We start from the raw sequence: 17,970 nt of genomic DNA on the forward strand, positions 1-17,970 counted from the left end.
CCGGCACGCGCATGCTGGGCAAGAGGACCGATCTCCTGGAAGACAGCCCCACAACACCAGGGACGTCGGCGTATCGAAGAGTCACCCTTGCCCAGCACACGATCATCATCTATGCGTATCGAGACCAAGGGACGCCGAGCAGCCAACGCCCGACCCTTGCCGCCATACGCACTCTGGTCTCCATCGCCCGGCACCACCCCGGCACCCTCCACGACAATCTGCGCTCGCCGTTGCCGCGAGCCGCGGTCGAGACGTTCCTCGACGTCTTCCCGTGTCCGGCGCTCACCTGGGACGACCTGGCGAAATTGCGCGACTGGACCCGGCTTCCGCTGGTGGTCAAAGGAGTCCAGTCGGTCGGCGACGCCCGCGCCGCGATCGACCACGGTGTCGACGGCATGATCGTCTCCAATCACGGCGGCCGGCAGGTGGACGGAGCGATCGCGTCGCTCGACGCACTCGCCGCCATCGCACCCGAGGTCGGCGACCGGGTGCCCATCCTGTTCGACAGCGGCATCCGCACCGGCTCCGACGTCTTCAAGGCCCTCGCGCTGGGTGCGTCGGCGGTGCTCGTCGGGCGCCCCTGGCTCTACGGGCTGGCACTCGGCGGCGCGACCGGAGCGCAGGCGGTGATGGAGCACCTGCTCGCCGAACTCGACCTGAGCATGGCGCTTTCCGGCGTCGCATCGATCGAGCAGCTACGTCGCGACTGCCTGGAACACCGACGACCACGAGGTTGTTGAAAATTCCATGAAAGCATTCGGGTTCCTCAGTTTCGGTCACTACGGACGCGTGCCGGGGTCGCAGACGCCGGACGCGGCCAGCGCCCTCCGGCAGGCCCTGGAGCTGGCCGTGGCCGCGGACGAGACCGGCGTCAACGGCGCCTACTTCCGGGTGCACCACTTCGAGCGGCAGTTCTCCTCCCCGGTCCCACTGCTGTCGGCGATCGCCGCCCGCACCCGCCGCATCGAGGTCGGCACCGGCGTCATCGACATGCGTTACGAGAACCCGCTGCAGCTCGCCGAGGAGCTCGCCGCGCTCGACCTGCTCAGCGACCAGCGGGTCGCGATCGGCATCTCCCGGGGGTCACCCGAGACGGCGCAGCGTGGCTACGAGGCGTTCGGCTACACCGGCGCGCAGGATCCTCGCGGGGCCGACCTGGCCCGGAGCAAGTTCGCCACCTTCCTCGAGGCGATCGACGGCGAGGGCATGGTGGACGCGGACCCGCAGCGTGCGATGCCGGGCACCCGGCTGCGCATCGAGCCCCGGTCGGCAGGGTTGCGCGACCGGATCTGGTGGGGATCCGGCAACCGCGAAACCGCTGAGTGGGTGGGCCGACTCGGCCTGAACCTGATGTCCTCGACCTTGTTGACGGAGGCGAACGGCGCGTCGTTCGCGGAGTTGCAGCGGGAGCAGATCGACCGCTTCCGGGCGGCGTATGTCGCGGCCGGGCATACCGGAAAACCGCGGGTCTCGGTGTCCCGCAGCGTCTTCCCGATCGTCGACGAGCGGGACGCGGCATACTTCGGTGGCGCCGGCGACGGCGACCAGGTCGGCATCATCGACGGCTACCGCTCCACGTTCGGCAAGACGTATGCCGACGTCCCCGACCGGCTGATCGAGCAGCTGCGGGACGACCCGGCGGTGACGGCGGCGGACACCGTCATGCTCACGGTCCCGAACCAGCTCGGCGTCGACTACAACCTGCACGTGCTCCGGGCCTTCGCCGACCACGTCGCGCCCGCGCTCGGCTGGCGGCCCAACAGCGACGGCCCGGTCACCGGAGACGACCCGCGGGGCTGACCGGGTCTCGACGCCGAGCCGGCGGACGTCCTGGACGTCGCTCATGCGGGTGAGCATGGCAGCTCCTGGAGCACGGAAGGCGGCCGCGCAACCATACTGGCCGCATGAGCGAGCGCAGCGAGCGATCAAACAGGGAGTCGGCATGAGGGAGCGCAGCGAGCGATCAAAAAGGTACAGGGCGAATGCCGACTCCCGACGCAGGAGGGAGTCGGCATGAGCTTCTATGGTGACCAGGTCCTCCCGCGCCTCATCGACCTGGTGATGCGCGACCGTGAGCTGGCCGAGATCCGGTCCCGCGTCGCCGGGCGGCTCGCCGGGGAGGTCCTCGAGGTCGGCTTCGGATCCGGCCTGAACGTGCCGCACTACCCGCCGGCGGTCACCCGCGTGCTCGCAGTCGATCCGGCCGCGGTCGGTCGTGCGCTGGCGGCCAGGCGAGTCGCGGCCGTCGCCATACCCGTGGAGTTTGTGGGGCTGGACGGGCAACGGCTGCCGCTGGACGACGCGTCCGTGGACCGCGCCCTCGTCACCTGGACGTTGTGCACGATCCCCCACGTCGACCTCGCGCTGGCCGAGATCCGTCGCGTGCTCCGCCCCGGGGGTTCGCTGCACTTCGCGGAGCACGGGCGTTCTCCGGACCAGCGGGTGGCGCAGTGGCAGGACCGGCTCACGCCGTTGCAGCAGCGCGTCGCCGGGGGTTGCCACCTCAACCGGCCGATCGACGAGTTGATCACCGGTGCCGGGTTCACCCTGGCGCAGCTGGACACTTACTACACCAAGGGCCTGAAGTCGCAGGGATACACGTTCGAAGGCATCGCCGATCGCTGACTGGGCGGTGCGTTCCTCGAAATCGGGCGGCGTGCGGCGCTAGGGTGGTCGCGTGGGTCGGTGGAGCATGCTCGAGTGGCCGGTCGTGCGGCAGTTCCGGTCCGGGGACTACCTCGGCCGGGGACCCGCCGTGGAGTCGGAGAAGACCCGCACCGTCCAGCCACGCACGGCGACCGCCGACCGTGTGGTGCAGAGCGTCTGCCCCTATTGCGCGGTCGGCTGTGGCCAGCGCATCTATGTCAAGGACGAGAAGGTCGTCCAGATCGAGGGCGATCCGGATTCGCCGGTCTCCCGCGGACGCTTGTGCCCCAAGGGCTCGGCGAGCGAGCAACTCGTCAACGCACCGGGTCGGCAGTATGACGTGCTCTATCGCGCACCGCGCGCGACCGAGTGGCAGCGGCTGGACAGGGACACCGCGATCCGGATGATCGCCGAGCGGTTCGTCCGCAGCCGGCGCAACACCTGGCAGGAACGCGACGACGAGGGCCGGATCCTGCGGCGCACCATGGGGATTGCCTCGCTCGGCGGTGCGACGCTCGACAACGAAGAGAACTACCTGATCAAGAAGCTCTTCACCGCCGCGGGTGCCATCCAGATCGAGAACCAGGCGCGTATTTGACACTCCGCCACGGTTCCCAGTCTGGGATCCTCCTTCGGGCGCGGCGGCGCCACCCAAACGCTCCAGGACATGGCCAATGCCGACTGCATCGTGCTGCAGGGCGGCAACATGGCCGAAGCGCACCCCGTCGGCTTCCAGTGGGTTTCGGAGGCGAAGGCCCGCGGCGCCAAGGTGATTCACGTCGATCCGCGCTTCACCCGCACGTCGGCGGTCGCTGACAAGCACATCGCGATCCGGGCCGGCTCCGACGTCGCGCTGCTCGGCGCGCTGATCAACTACGTCATCACGCACGACAAGTGGTTCAAGGAATACGTCGTCGCCTACACCAATGCGGCCACCCTCGTCGGCGAGGACTTCCGGGACACCGAGGACCTGGGCGGACTCTTCTCCGGATTCGACCCCGAGACCGGCAAATACGACCCGTCGTCCTGGGGTTACGACAGCGCCCACCCCGAGGAGCAGCAGGCGCACCCCGACGGGGCGCCCGGGGACACCTACGGCAGCGGCGGTCCGCCGATGCGGCACGCCGGCACCGAGCGCGACGAGACGCTGCAGGACCCGCGCACCGTCTTCCAGATCGTCAAACGGCACTATTCGCGCTACACGCCGGAGCTGGTGCAGGAGGTGTGCGGCATCCCGGCCGAGGACTTCGACTACCTCGCCCGTGCCGTGACGGAGAACTCGGGCCGGGACCGCACGACCTGTTTCGCCTATGCGACCGGCTGGACCCAGCACACGCTCGGTGCGCAGTTCATCCGCACCGCCGCGGTGCTGCAGCTGCTGCTCGGCAACGTGGGCCGGCCGGGTGGCGGCATCATGGCGTTGCGCGGACACGCCAGCATTCAGGGATCCACCGACATACCAACGCTTTTCAACCTGTTGCCCGGCTACCTACCGATGCCGATGGCCGGCCAGCACGACAACCTGCAGGACTACCTGACGTCGATCGGCACCAAGGAGCAGAAGGGCTTCTGGGCCAACTGCGACACCTACTTCGTCAGCCTGATGAAGGCCTACTTCGGCGACGCCGCGACCGCGGAGAACGACTGGTACTTCAACAGACTGCCGCGTATGACGGGCGCGCACGGCACCTACGAGACGGCGATGAGCATGCTGGCCGACGAGGTCGAGGGCTACTTCGTGCTCGGTCAGAACCCCGCCGTCGGCTCGGCCAACGGCCGGCTGCAGCGCGAGGGCATGCGCCACCTGAAGTGGATGGTCGTGCGCGATCTCAGCCTGATCGAGAGCGCCACCTGGTGGAAGGATTCCCCGGAGGTGCAGTCCGGGGAAGTGCGCACCGAGGACATCGAGACCGAGGTCTTCTTCATGCCGGCGGCCTCCCATGTCGAGAAGGCCGGCTCCTTCACCCAGACCCAGCGGATGCTGCAGTGGCGGCACCAGGCGATCCAGCCGCCGGGCCAGTGCCAGAGCGATCTGGACTTCTTCTTCGATCTCGGCCGGCGGATCCGGGCGCTGGTCGCCGACTCCGGTGACGACCGCGATCGGCCGCTGCTCGACCTGACGTGGGACTACCCGCTCGACGACGAGGGCAACCCGGACCCCGAGTCGGTGCTCCGCGAGATCAACGGTTATCGCACGACCGACTCCGGTGAGCGCGAATTGCTCTCCAGTTACACCGAACTCGCTGCTGACGGCTCGACGTCGTCGGGATGCTGGATCTACACGGGTGTCTTCGCCGACAACACGAACATGGCGGCGCGCCGGACACCACAGGGCGGACCAGGGGTGAGCCAGTCACAGTGGGGTTGGGCGTGGCCCGCGGACCGGCGGATCCTCTACAACCGCGCCTCCGCGGACCCGGACGGCAAGCCCTGGAGCGACCGGAAGAAGTACATCTGGTGGGACGACGCCGAGCAGAAGTGGGTCGGCGACGACGTGCCCGACTTCCCGCTCGACCGGGCGCCGCACAGTCGCCCGGACCCCTCGCTCGGCGGTCCGGCGGCGCTGACCGGCGACGACCCGTTCATCATGCAATCCGACGGCAAGGGCTGGCTCTTCACGCCGAAAGGCCTCGTGGACGGGCCGCTCCCGACCCATTACGAGCCGCAGGAGTCGCCGGTCCGCAACCGGCTCTACCCGCAGCAGCGGAACCCCGCCCGGCTGATCTTCCCCCGTGCGGACAACCTCGGAGCGCCGAGTGCCGGCGACCCGGGCGTGGAGACCTATCCGTTCGTCTTCACCACCTACCGGCTGACCGAGCACCACACCGCCGGCGGCATGAGTCGCTGGCTGCCCTACCTCTCGGAGCTGCAGCCGGAGATGTTCTGCGAGGTGTCGCCGCAGCTGGCGGCCGAGCGCGGCCTGGTCAACGAGGGCTGGGCGACGATCGTGTCGCCGCGTGCCGTCATCGAGGCGCGGGTGCTCGTCACCGACCGGATGAAGCCACTCACGATCGGTGGTCGGGAGGTGCACCAGGTCGGGCTGCCCTATCACTGGGGTGTCGGCGACGAGGCTGTCGTCACTGGGGATTCCGCAAACGACCTGATCGGTGTCACGCTGGACCCCAACGTGCAGATCCAGGAGTCGAAGGTCGGGTCGTGCGACGTGATCGCCGGTCGCCGTCCGCGAGGCGCGGCCGCGGACGCGCTGCTGGCGTCATACAACGAACGCGCAGGGGTGACGGTGCAGACCGACAATCAGCGGATCAGCGACCCGAGCGAGGAGGGCCTCGATGGTCAGCAGCGTTGAGGATCAGTCGGTTTCGGCATACGCCTCGCACCAGTTCTCCGGCCCGACCGACCCGGCGGCCGACGCGCACTGGACGACGCACGGGCCGCGCAAGGGCTTCTTCACCGACACCTCGATCTGCATCGGCTGCAAGGCGTGTGAGGTGGCGTGCAAGGAGTGGAACCGCAACCCGCGCGACGGCGACCTCGAGCTCACCGGATGGTCCTACGACAACACCCAGGCGCTCGGCGCGAGCACGTGGCGACACGTCGCGTTCATCGAGCAGACTCGCGACCGCATCGAGCAGGCACGCGAATCCGGGCGTCAGCTGGTCGATCTCGGCATGCCGACGGTGCGCTCCGATGCCGGTCGAGTGCTGGAGGAGCGCAGCGGGGGAGGTGTATCGAGACCAGCTGACACGACGCCGCCGGACACCCCCGAGTTCCGGTGGCTGATGGCGTCGGACGTCTGCAAACACTGCACGCACGCCGGATGTCTCGACGTGTGTCCGACGGGAGCGCTGTTCCGCACCGAGTTCGGCACCGTGGTCGTGCAGGACGACGTGTGCAACGGCTGCGGCACCTGCGTCGCGGGCTGCCCGTTCGGGGTGATCGAGCGCCGCAGCGACGGCACCGCGGCGCCGACCACCCGCCGGGGCGAGCGCAAGGGTGAGCAGCCCGACGTGCCCAAGCGCGGCATCGCGCAGAAGTGCACCCTGTGCTACGACCGGCTGGTCGACGACGAGACACCGTCCTGTGCCAAGACCTGCCCGACGACGTCGATCAAGTTCGGCGATCACGCCGATCTGCTTGCCGCCGCTCGGGGTCGGGTCAACCAGCTGCACGAGGAAGGCCTCACCGAGGCTCGGCTGTATGGCGCCAACGAGCTGGACGGCGTCGGCGGCACCGGAGCGATGTTCCTGCTGCTCGACGAGCCCGAGGTCTACGGGCTGCCGCCCGACCCGCGCGTGCCGACGGCCGATCTGCCGGTCATGTTCAAGCGTGCGGGGCTCGCGGCCGTCGGCATGCTGGCCGCTGCCGCCTTGGCGTTCGTCGGGGGCGGCCGGTGACGGTTTCCGATTTCGACCAGTTCCGTCCGCCGGAGCCCGAGCGCAAGGGCCGGCGGTTCGGCAAGCTGCGGCGCACGAAGCGCGCCGGACGCACCGACGGGTCCGCCGAGATGCTGATGGTGCCCGACGTGGAGTTCACGTCCTACTACGGCCACAACATCGTCAAGCCGCCGCCGTGGGGGCCGGAGATCGGGGCATACCTCTTCCTCGGCGGGGTCGCCGGCGGGTCGGGTCTGCTGGCCTACGGCGCGCAACTGACCGGCCGGAAGTTGTTGTGCCGCAACGCCCGTGTGGGCGCGATGGTCGCGATCGGACTCGGCTCGGGAGCACTGGTCAAGGATCTCGGACGGCCGGACCGCTTCTACAACATGCTGCGGACCATCAAGCTGACCTCGCCGATGAGCCTCGGATCGTGGATCCTCACGGCATACAGCAGTGGCATGGGGCTCGCCGCCGCGGCCGAGGTCGACCGGATCACCGGGGGCCGGCTGCCGCTCGGGCCCCTGCGCCGTGCGCTGACGACGGTGGAGCCGGCCGCGGGCATTGCGGGTGCGGCGTTCGGCGCGCCGCTCGCGGTCTACACCGCGGTGCTGCTCTCGGACACTGCCAATCCCACGTGGAACGCCGCGCACCGCGACCTGCCGTTCGTCTTCGCCAGCTCCGCGTCGCTCGCCGCCGGCGGTCTGGCGATGGTGACGACCCCGACCCGCGAGACCGGCCCGGCCCGGGTGCTCGCCGTGATGGGTGTCGCCGGTGACCTGATCGCGACGCGCTACATGGAAGGCCGGATGGACCCGGTCGCCGCCGAACCGCTGCACGAGGGCCGGCCTGGTGCGCTGCTGCGCTGGAGCGAGCGGCTGGCGATTGCCGGCGGCCTCGGCGCGTTGCTGCTCGGCCGCAATCGCGTCGCCGCGGCGGTGTCCGGTGCGGCCCTGCTCGGCGCGTCGGTCTGCACGCGCTTCGGCGTGCTGCAGGCGGGCATCAACTCGGCGAAGGACCCGCGCTACACCGTCGAGCCGCAACGCCGCCGCCTCGCCGAGCGCCGCGCCGCCGGCATCACCGACGACTCCATCACGACGGTGCCCGCCGCAGCGCCTCCCCCGGAGCGTCCCGCTGACCCCTGCCGAGAGGCTCAGAACGGGTCCGACAGGCTCAGAAAAATCGGCAAATCTGGCCGTCAGATGTGAGCCTCTCGAGATTTTCTGAGCCTGTCGTGTGGTGGGTTCGCGGTCAGCGGAGTTGTATGCCGGAGCCGGCGACGGTGTGCCCGATGACCGGATAGCCCGGCACCTCGCCCACGATCAGCAGCCCTCCGGAGGTCTGCGCGTCGGCGAGGAAGAGCAGGTCGTCCTCGCCGATGCCCGGACCAACCTGCAGGTGCGGCCGCACCCAGTCCAGGTTGCGGCGGGTGCCGCCGGACACGAAGCCGTCGCGCAGCGCCTCCGGGGCGCCGTCGACGGCCGGCACCGCCGATCGGTCGAGCACCGCACCGATCCCGGACGCGCGCAAGAGCTTGTGCAGATGCCCGAGCAGGCCGAAGCCGGTCACGTCCGTCGCGGCCGACACCCCGGCCGCCAGGGCATCACGCGCGGCCACGTCGTTCAGCGTGGTCATCACCGCGATCGCCGCGTCGAACACTTCGCCGGTCTGCTTGTGCCGGTTGTTCAGCAGCCCGACGCCGATCGGCTTGGTGAGCGTCAGCGGCATACCGGCAACCGCAGAATCATTGCGCAGCAACCGGTTCGGATCGGCGATGCCCGTGACCGCCATACCGTACTTCGGCTCCGGGTCGTCGATCGTGTGCCCACCGATCACCGGGCAGCCCGCCTGCCGGCCGACATCGAGTCCGCCGCGCAGGACCTCCGTCATCAGCTCCATCGGCAGCACGCCGCGGGGCCAGCCGACCAGGTTGATCGCGACCACCGGGCGGCCGCCCATCGCGTAGATGTCCGACAGGGCATTGGCGGCGGCGATCCGCCCCCAGTCGTAGGCGTCGTTGACGACGGGCGTGAAGAAGTCGGCGGTCGAGAGCACCGCGAGATCGTCGCGCACCCGCACCGCCGCGGCGTCGTCGCCGTCGTCCAGTCCGACCAGCACGTCGGGGCCCGCCTGTCCGACGAGATCGCGGACCGCGTCCTCGAGCTCGCCCGCCGGGATCTTGCACGCGCAGCCTCCGCCGTGCGCTAAGTCGGTCAGTCGCAGCGCCTCGGTCCCGGTCATGTGATCGAGAGTAGACGCGCCCCGGTAAGTTGGCGCCTGGAGGCGTCAGGGTTCCTGGTGGGCCCCCCGGTCTTCAAAACCGGTGAGGCCGAGCATCTCGGTCTGGCGGGTTCGATTCCCGTCCGTCTCCGCCACTTCGTATGTCGTGTCCGGAGGTGCCGATGTCGTCGCAGGACCCGCGCAGCCGCATCCCGCGCACCGACACCCTGCTCAGCTCGCCCGCCGTCGCCGCGGCGGCGGAGCGGCTGGGCACCGCGACCGTCCGGCGCCTGGTCACCGCGGCACAGGACCGGGCCCGCGCCGGCGACATCGCACCGGAGCGGGTGGCCGACGTCCTCGCCGAGTCGCTCGCCGCCGGCCGTCCGACGCAGCTGCGCCCGGTGCTCAACGCGACGGGCGTCGTCATACACACCAACCTCGGACGAGCACCCCTGTCGCGCGCCGCCATCGAGGCATTGCAGGTCGCGGCCCGGTATGTCGACGTCGAACTCGACCTGGCGACCGGCACACGCTCCACACGCGGTCTCGCAGCCCGGGCCGCCCTGCTGGCCCGCTGCCCCGCCGCAGAGGAGGCACTGGTTGTCAACAACGGTGCCGCCGCCCTCGTGCTCGCCACCACGGCGCTCGCGCAAGGACGGGAAATCATCGTCAGCAGAGGCGAACTCATCGAGATCGGCGCCGGCTTCCGCCTTCCCGACCTGATCGAGTCGACCGGTGCGCAACTGCGCGAGGTCGGCACCACCAACCGGACGCACCTACGCGACTACGCCGACGCCATTGGCCCTGACACCGGAGCCGTCCTCAAGGTCCATCCGAGCAATTTCCGCGTCGACGGGTTCACGGCCGCCGCGTCGATCCCCGATCTGCACGCGCTGACCATGCAGCACGACGTGCCGCTCGTCGTCGATCTGGGCAGCGGCTTGCTCGCCCCTGATCCGGCCATTCCCGACGAGCCCGACGCGCACACCGCGCTCACCGCCGGAGCGGACGTCATCACCGCCAGCGGCGACAAGTTGCTCGGCGGACCGCAGGCGGGAATCGTGCTGGGCCGCAACGCGATTCTCGGCCGTATGGCGAAGCACCCCCTCGCCCGCGCGGTGCGCGCCGACAAGCTCGCGCTCGCCGCGCTCGAGGCAACGTTGGCCGGACCGGACACCCCGTCGTACCTCGCGCTGCACGCCGATCCCGCCCGACTCAAGCAGCGTGCCGAGGCGCTCGCATCGGCCACCGGCGGAGCCGTCGTGCCGCACGACGGCCGGGTGGGCGGCGGGGGAGCGCCAGGTGTCCCACTTCCCGGCTGGGCGGTCCGTTTGCCCGAAAAGGTCGCACTGGCACTGCGACTCGGTGATCCGGCGGTGCTGCCGCGCGTGCATGGTGGCTGGTGCCTGCTCGACCTGCGCTGTGTGCCGGAGGCCGACGACGAGCGGCTCACTGCGGCCGTTCGTGCGGCGTTGGACAGCTGAGATGTATGTCGTCGCGACCGCCGGCCACGTCGACCACGGCAAGAGCACGCTCGTACGGGCTCTCACCGGGATCGAGCCCGACCGGTGGGACGAGGAGAAGCGGCGCGGGCTGACCATCGACCTCGGATTCGCATGGACCGCAACGCCGTCCGGCAACGAGGTCGCGTTCGTCGATGTGCCGGGACACGAGCGGTTCCTGGGCAACATGCTGGCCGGGATCGGTCCAGCACCGGTGGTCTGCATCGTCGTCGCCGCCGACGAGGGCTGGCGGCAGCAGTCGAGCGATCACCGGGACGCGATCGCGGCACTGGGCATCGAGCACGGCCTGATCGTCGTCAGCCGCACCGACCTGGCGCCGGACCGGGTTCCGGAGGTGACTGCTCAAATCCGTGCTGAGCTGGCGGCGACCGGACTTCGGAACGCGCCGGTCGTGCCGGTCTCCGCGGTCACGGGGGCCGGCCTCGAGGACCTCCTCTTACAACTCGACCAGGTGCTGGCCGCTGTGCCGAAACCGGCTGCCGACAGCAGAATTCGCTTCTGGATCGACCGCGCGTTCAGCATCAAGGGCGCCGGCACGGTCGTCACCGGCACGCTATCCGCCGGGACGCTGCGCGCCGGCGATCGGTTGCTGCTGTCCGGTGCACGCGGGCAGCGCGCCGTGACGATCCGCGGCGTTCAGGAGCACGGATCACCCGTCGAGAGCGCCGGCCCGGTCAACCGGGTGGCGCTCAACCTGCGGTCACCCGGCGCAGACCAGATCCACCGGGGCGACGTGCTGCTGACGCCTGACGCGTGGCAGTTGACCGACGTCGCCGACGTGCGGAGATCGACCGGCCAGCGATTGGACGAGATGGCAGCCGGGGTGACCGTCCACCTCGGCACCGCGGCGGTTCACGCTCGGCTCCGTCCGTTCGACGCGGAGACCGGTCGGATCACCCTGTCGTACCCGTTGCCCTTGACGACCGGGGACCGGATCATCGTGCGCGAGGACGGGAACCAACGCATCGCCGGCGGCGCTCAGGTGCTGGATGTCGACCCGCCTCCGCTCCGGCGGCGCGGGGACGGCCGCCGGCGGGCCGCCCAGCTCGCCGCCGCCGATCCCGCAGGCGATGTCCGGACCGAAGTGGCCCGTCGGGGTGCTGTGCGGGGCGCGCACCTCGAGCGGCTGGGTATTGCGCTGCCGGCCGATCCGCCGGATGGCGTTCGCGCCGAGAGCGATTGGTGGATCGACGAGGAGGCGCTCATCGGCTGGGCAGCCGAGCTGCGTGCGGCGGTCGACGCGGACCGGGCGCGAAACCCCTTGTCGGCCGGTCTGTCTCGAAAGGCAGCGAGCGACGCGATCGCCGTGCCGGACGCGTCGCTGCTCGACGAGGTCGTGCAGCACGCCGAGCTGGTGATCCGCAACTCCGTGGTGACGTTGCCCGGTGAGGAGGCAGACCTCGGCCCGGCCGGCGCAGCCGTCGCGGTCCTGGAGGCAAGACTCGCGGCGGATCCGTTCGCGGCACCCGAAGCGGACGAGCTGGCGGAGCTCGGGCTCGACCGGCGTGAGCTCGCTGCCGCCGAGCGCGCCGGCCGGCTGGTGCGGTTCGGTGACGGCATCGTGCTCCTGCCCACCGCGCCTGCTCTGGCCATGCGCGCGCTCTCGCGCATGCCGGGGCCGTTCACCACGAGCGAGGCGCGCGAGGCGCTGCGCACGACACGCCGAGTCGCCATACCGCTGCTCGAGCACCTGGACCGGCGGGGTTGGACGCGACGGGTGGACCCGAGTCATCGCGTCGTGGTGCGGTGAGCTGAGCCGGGCGGCCGCGCGATTGGACCCCAATAGTTGGACGTCCTAGTATTGACCGCGTATCGACCAGAGTGGAGAACCCATGTCCGACACGCCCGCGCTTCACGTCCCCGTCAACCCGGTCCGCATCGTCAGCGCCTCCAGCCTGTTCGACGGGCATGACGCGTCGATCAACATCATGCGACGCATCATGCAGAGCCAGGGCGCGGAGGTGATCCACCTCGGGCACAACCGCAGCGTGCAGGAGGTCGTCGACGCGGCGATCGAGGAGGATGCGCAGGGGATCGCGGTCAGCTCCTACCAGGGCGGCCACGTCGAATACTTCGAATACCTCGTGCAGTTGCTGCGTGACGCCGGCGCCGAGCACATCCGTGTGGTCGGTGGCGGTGGCGGCGTCATCGTGCCGGAGGAGATCGCGCGGCTGCGCCAGTCCGGCGTCACGATCTTCAGCCCGGAGGACGGACAGCGACTCGGGCTCGTCGGGATGATCAACCAGGTCGTCAAGGACTGCGACTTCAACGTGTATGACGTGTCGCGACCCGACGCGCACTCGGTGATGTCCGGGGACCGCGCTGCGGTCGCCCGCACCATCAGCGGCGCCGAGCAGGGCGCGCTGGCGCCGGAGTTGCTCGAGCAATTGCGCGCGGCGGCGAACGACGGCCACACCCCGGTGCTCGGCATCACGGGCACCGGCGGTTCGGGCAAGTCGAGCCTGACCGACGAGCTGGTGCGCCGTTTTCGGATGGACCAACAGGACAAGCTGCGCATCGCCTGCGTGGCGATCGACCCGACGCGGCGCCGTGGCGGCGGTGCGCTGCTCGGGGACCGCATCCGGATGAATTCGCTTGACGGCGAACGCATCTTCTTCCGCTCACTCGCCACTCGCGGCGGTCGCGAAGTCCCCGAGGAACTGTCGGAGGTGCTGACCGTGCTGCGCGCGGCGGCATACGACCTGATCATCGTGGAGACGCCCGGCATCGGACAGGGCGACGCGGCGATCATCGACTTCGCCGACGTCAACCTCTACGTGATGACACCAGAGTTCGGCGCGCAGAGCCAGCTGGAGAAGATCGACATGCTGGACTTCGCCGACGTGGTGGCGATCAACAAGTTCGAGCGGCGCGGCGCGATGGACGCATTGCGTGACGTCGGGCGGCAGATGGTCCGCAACCGTGAGGCGTTCGGCAAGAAGCCCGAGGACATGCCGGTCTTCGGCACCTCCGCCGCGACCTTCAACGACGACGGTGTCACCGCGCTCTACCAGGAGCTCCGCGCGCAGTTGGGCGGCAAGGGACTGGAGCTGGCCGAGGGCACTCTCGCACCGGTCACCGTTCGCCACTCGTCGGTGCTGCGCCAGGTGGTGCCGCCGCAGCGGGTGCGCTATCTCGCCGAGATCGGCGAAATCGTGCGCGGCTATCACGCCGACACCGTGTCGTATGTCGACGCGGTGCGCCGCATCCAGCACCTCACGACGGCCCGGGATGCATTGGGAGACAAGGCTCCCAGTGAGTTGGAGACGCTGATCGACGAGGCCGGCCAGCATCTGCCCGCGTCGGTCCTCCGCGTGCTGGAGGACTGGCCGAAGGTGGTCGGGGCCTACAGCGGCGACGAGCAAGTGGTGAAGATCCGCGACAAGGAGATCCACACCGCACTGACGAAGGAATCATTGTCGGGCAACAAGATTCGTCGTGTCGCGCTGCCGCGCTACCAGGATCACGGTGAGCTGCTGTCCTTCTTGCGCCGCGAGAACCTGCCCGGCTACTTTCCCTACACCGCAGGTGTTTTCCCGTTCAAGCGGGACAACGAGGACCCCGCCCGGATGTTCGCGGGCGAGGGCGATCCCTTCCGGACCAACCGCCGCTTCAAGCTGCTCTCCGAGGGGCAGCCGGCGACCCGCTTGTCGACCGCGTTCGACTCGGTGACCCTCTACGGGCGTGACCCCGACCTGCGACCCGACATCTACGGAAAGGTGGGCACCTCAGGCGTTTCCGTCGCCACCTTGGACGACATGAAGGCGCTGTATGACGGCTTCGACCTCACCTCGCCATCGACCAGCGTGTCGATGACGATCAACGGCCCGGCCCCGACGATCCTGGCATTTTTCCTCAACACGGTGATCGACCAGGAGCTGGCGAAGTTCGCGGCTGGGCAGGGTCGCGAGCCGAGCGAGCAGGAGGCGGCCGAGGTTCGTGCCCGCGCGCTGGCCACTGTCCGTGGCACCGTGCAGGCCGACATCCTCAAGGAGGACCAGGGCCAGAACACCTGCCTGTTCTCCACCGAGTTCTCGTTGCGGATGATGGCCGACATCCAGGAATGGTTCATCCAGAACGCCGTTCGCAACTTCTACTCGGTGTCGATCAGCGGCTACCACATCGCCGAGGCCGGTGCGAACCCGATCAGCCAGCTGGCATTCACCCTCGCCAACGGCTTCACCTACGTCGAGGCATACCTCGCGCGCGGGATGAACATCGACGACTTCGCACCGAACCTGTCGTTCTTCTTCTCGAACGGAATGGACCCCGAGTACTCCGTCATCGGCCGGGTCGCCCGCCGCATCTGGGCGGTCGCGATGCGGGACAAGTATGGCGCCAACGAGCGCAGCCAGAAGCTGAAGTACCACGTGCAGACCTCGGGTCGCTCGTTGCACGCGCAGGAGATGCAGTTCAACGACATCCGCACGACGCTGCAGGCGCTGATCGCGATCTACGACAACGCCAACTCGTTGCACACCAACGCTTTCGACGAAGCGGTCACGACACCGTCCGAGGATTCGGTGCGGCGTGCGCTCGCCATACAGCTGATCATCAACCGTGAGTGGGGCCTGGCGGTCAACGAGAACCCCCTGCAGGGTTCGTTCATCATCGACGAGCTGACCGACCTGGTCGAAGAGGCGGTGCTCACGGAGTTCGACCGGATCTCCGAGCGCGGTGGGGTGCTCGGGGCGATGGAGACCGGCTATCAGCGCGGCAAGATCCAGGACGAGTCGATGCTCTACGAGCACCGCAAGCACGACGGCTCGCTGCCGATCGTCGGTGTCAACACCTTCCGCAACCCGCACGAGGGTGAGGAGGCGAAAACCGTTGAGCTCGCGCGCGCTTCGGAGGTGGAGAAGGAGTCGCAGCTGCACCGGGTGCAGGCGTTCCAGCAGCAGCACCGCGACGAGGCGCAGGAGGCGCTGGCCCGGCTGCGGGAGGCCGCCACCCAGGGTGAGAACGTCTTTGCGGTGCTGATGGACGCCGCCCGCGTGTGCTCGCTCGGCCAGATCACCGAGGCATTCTTCGAGGTGGGCGGCCAGTACCGCCGCAACGTCTGACCCGCCCCTTCGCCGAGAGGCTCAGCAACGCTCCGAGAGGCTCAGAAAATCACGGGTTCGACCGTCGATTTTCTGAGCCTGTCGAGGTGTATGTGAGCCTCTCGGCGAAGGGGTGTGGGCATCGGGCGCGCTCCGGCGGGCCGGAGGGAGAGATCATGCGGAAGTAAGAGCCTGCTCGAGGTCGGCGCGCAGGTCCTCGACGTCCTCGAGTCCGACCGACACCCGCACGACGTCCGCATCCGGGCGGNGGGGTGTGGGCATCGGGCGCGCTCCGGCGGGCCGGAGGGAGAGATCATGCGGAAGTAAGAGCCTGCTCGAGGTCGGCGCGCAGGTCCTCGACGTCCTCGAGTCCGACCGACACCCGCACGACGTCCGCATCCGGGCGGGCATCCGCGGGCACCGGTCGGTGCGTCAGCGATGCCGGGTGCGAGATCAGCGACGTGACGCCACCGAGTGAAACGGCGTGCTCGAAGAGCCGGACCGAGCTGACCAGGTGGGCCGCCGCGTCATACCCGCCGGCGAGACGCAGCGCGAACATCGCTCCCGGACCGCGCATCTGACGGCCGACGAGACCGGTCGGGTCGCATTCGGGCAGGCCGGGATAGAAGACCTCCGCGATCGCCGGGTGGTCGCTCGCCCAGCCGACGAGTTTGTCCGCGGAATCCTGGCCGGCCCGAACGCGCAGCGGCAAGGTCGCCAAGCCGCGGTGCAGCAGGTAGCCGGCGAGCGGATGGAGCAGACTGCCGGTGATCGCCCGCACCCGGCGCAGTGCCTCAGCCCAGCCGGTGTCGCACGCCACCACGCCGGCAATCGCATCGCCATGGCCACCGATGAATTTCGTCGCGCTGTGCAGCACGAGGGCGGCGCCCAGCGCAGCAGGGTGCTGCAGGACAGGCGTCGCGAAGGTGTTGTCGACGACCACCGGCGTGGAGCCTGCAGCAGCGGTGACCGCCGCGATGTCGACGAGTTGCAGCGTCGGGTTCGCCGGCGTCTCCAGCACCACCAGGCAGGTGTCGGGCCGGATCGCCGAAGGGACCTCCTCCGGTGTGCAGTAGGTGGTCTCCACGTCCAGCAGCGGCGAGCCGAGCAGGTGATCGGTGCCGCCGTACAGGGGCCGCACCGCGACGACGTGCCGGCCCGCGTGCTCGCTCTTGGCTGCGAGTATGACGGCCGTCATCGCCGCCATGCCCGATGAGAATGCGACGGCCTCATCGGTGCCCTCCAGCGCGGCGAGGCCCTCCTCGAAGCGGGCAACCGTCGGATTCCACAGCCGCGCATAGACATTGCCGCCGCCCGGCACCGGGCGGCCGCCGCCTGCCATCACCTCGTAGGACAGTCCGCTGGCATCCAGGTCAGGGACCGGGTTGGTCGTCGACAGATCGATCGGCGGAACGTGCACGCCCTGCGCGGCGAGTCCGTCCCGGCCGGCGTGCGTGGCGATCGAATCCAGCTGCAGCGCTCGCGGAGTCATAGCGGGAGGTTACGAGAATCCTCGGTGATGCCTCGGAGGGAGCGAAGATCCTGCCGCGGAACGTCCGATATCCGACGAAATACGATGACGTACGGTGCCCAGATGACGTCCGAGACGAAGAATCCTCGACCGGCTGGGCTCGACGAGGTCGACCTCGCCATCCTTGCTGAGCTGGCAGCCAACGCGCGGATCACCGGCGCCGCGCTCGCGAGACGGGTCGGTGTCGCCGAGTCCACCTGCGCGAAACGCCTGCAACTGTTGCGGGATCGCGGCGTCATCACCGGTTTCACCACCCAGCTCGATCTCGCGGCGCTCGGCCGTCCCATCCAGGCGGTCATCGCGGTCCAGTTGGCGAGCCACAACCGCGACCACGTGCTGCGCTTCCACGACACACTGACCGCCATACCCGGCGTGCTGACGGTCTTTCACGTGGCCGGCGAGAACGACTACCTGCTGCACGTCGCAGTGACGGATCCCGAACAGTTGCGCGACCTGGTCCTGGAGCACATCAACATCCACCCGGGGGTCCGGCACACCGAGACGCAGCTGGTCTTCAGCGTGCACCCGGGCGCGGGCATCTTCGCCGCTAACTAGTGGTGTGTCCCGCAAATAACTAGTGGAATACGCGATATCCTTGCTCCATGAGCGCACCTGCAGCCCCACCGTTGTCGATGTCGGACAGTCAGCGGGCCACCTTGGAACAGTTGTCTCGA

The 17,970-nt window shown here is 69.3% G+C and carries 12 protein-coding genes and 1 tRNA gene; 11 read left to right on the forward strand and 2 right to left on the reverse strand.

Annotated elements, in window-relative coordinates; translation table 11 throughout:
- The 6 genes from ACN8HC_RS19410 to nrfD form a co-directional block, all read left to right on the forward strand.
- The coding region (locus ACN8HC_RS19410; protein ID WP_490076486.1) for an alpha-hydroxy-acid oxidizing protein at positions 1–740 on the forward strand (740 nt) is incomplete at its 5' end.
- Between the two features lie 7 nt (positions 741–747).
- Positions 748–1,800, forward strand: a complete 1,053-nt coding sequence (locus ACN8HC_RS19415; protein ID WP_490076487.1) for an LLM class flavin-dependent oxidoreductase — start codon at positions 748–750, stop codon at positions 1,798–1,800.
- A gap of 213 nt (positions 1,801–2,013) precedes the next feature.
- Positions 2,014–2,625 carry a class I SAM-dependent methyltransferase gene (locus ACN8HC_RS19420; RefSeq protein ID WP_490076488.1) on the forward strand — a complete coding sequence of 204 codons (612 nt, stop codon included), beginning with the start codon at positions 2,014–2,016 and terminating at the stop codon, positions 2,623–2,625.
- 67 nt (positions 2,626–2,692) lie between these two features.
- A complete protein-coding gene (fdh, locus tag ACN8HC_RS19425) occupies positions 2,693–5,953 on the forward strand; it encodes a formate dehydrogenase (protein WP_490076496.1) in 3,261 nt (1,086 codons plus the stop codon).
- Positions 5,937–7,001 (forward strand): 4Fe-4S dicluster domain-containing protein, encoded by a 1,065-nt coding sequence (locus ACN8HC_RS19430; RefSeq protein WP_490076489.1) that lies wholly within the window; start codon positions 5,937–5,939, stop codon positions 6,999–7,001. Before fdh ends, ACN8HC_RS19430 begins: the two co-directional genes overlap by 17 nt.
- Positions 6,998–8,188 (forward strand): NrfD/PsrC family molybdoenzyme membrane anchor subunit, encoded by a 1,191-nt coding sequence (gene nrfD / locus ACN8HC_RS19435; protein ID WP_490076490.1) that lies wholly within the window; start codon positions 6,998–7,000, stop codon positions 8,186–8,188. The genes ACN8HC_RS19430 and nrfD overlap by 4 nt, the downstream gene beginning before the upstream one ends.
- 43 nt (positions 8,189–8,231) lie before the next feature.
- Here the strand turns inward: nrfD and selD are convergent, their stop codons facing one another.
- Positions 8,232–9,221, reverse strand: a complete 990-nt coding sequence (selD, locus tag ACN8HC_RS19440; RefSeq protein WP_490076491.1) for a selenide, water dikinase SelD — start codon at positions 9,219–9,221, stop codon at positions 8,232–8,234.
- A gap of 38 nt (positions 9,222–9,259) precedes the next feature.
- On the opposite strand from selD, the gene ACN8HC_RS19445 reads away from it, so the two are divergent.
- From ACN8HC_RS19445 to icmF, 4 genes are all read left to right on the forward strand, one after another.
- A tRNA-Sec gene (locus ACN8HC_RS19445) sits at positions 9,260–9,355 on the forward strand.
- A 27-nt stretch (positions 9,356–9,382) separates the two neighbouring features.
- A complete protein-coding gene (gene selA / locus ACN8HC_RS19450) occupies positions 9,383–10,684 on the forward strand; it encodes an L-seryl-tRNA(Sec) selenium transferase (RefSeq protein ID WP_490076492.1) in 1,302 nt (433 codons plus the stop codon).
- 1 nt (position 10,685) lies between these two features.
- Positions 10,686–12,473: a selenocysteine-specific translation elongation factor gene (selB, locus tag ACN8HC_RS19455; protein WP_490076497.1), complete on the forward strand. Its 1,788-nt coding sequence runs from the start codon at positions 10,686–10,688 to the stop codon at positions 12,471–12,473.
- Between the two features lie 82 nt (positions 12,474–12,555).
- Positions 12,556–15,786, forward strand: a complete 3,231-nt coding sequence (icmF, locus tag ACN8HC_RS19460) for a fused isobutyryl-CoA mutase/GTPase IcmF (protein ID WP_490076493.1) — start codon at positions 12,556–12,558, stop codon at positions 15,784–15,786.
- A 292-nt stretch (positions 15,787–16,078) separates the two neighbouring features.
- Here the strand turns inward: icmF and ACN8HC_RS19465 are convergent, their stop codons facing one another.
- Complete coding sequence (locus ACN8HC_RS19465; RefSeq protein ID WP_490076494.1) at positions 16,079–17,257, reverse strand: trans-sulfuration enzyme family protein; 1,179 nt, start codon at positions 17,255–17,257, stop codon at positions 16,079–16,081.
- Between the two features lie 102 nt (positions 17,258–17,359).
- On the opposite strand from ACN8HC_RS19465, the gene ACN8HC_RS19470 reads away from it, so the two are divergent.
- Complete coding sequence (locus ACN8HC_RS19470; protein WP_490076495.1) at positions 17,360–17,851, forward strand: Lrp/AsnC family transcriptional regulator; 492 nt, start codon at positions 17,360–17,362, stop codon at positions 17,849–17,851.
- Positions 17,852–17,970 lie beyond the last annotated feature (119 nt).

Source organism: Flexivirga sp. YIM B11880 (assembly GCF_058148645.1).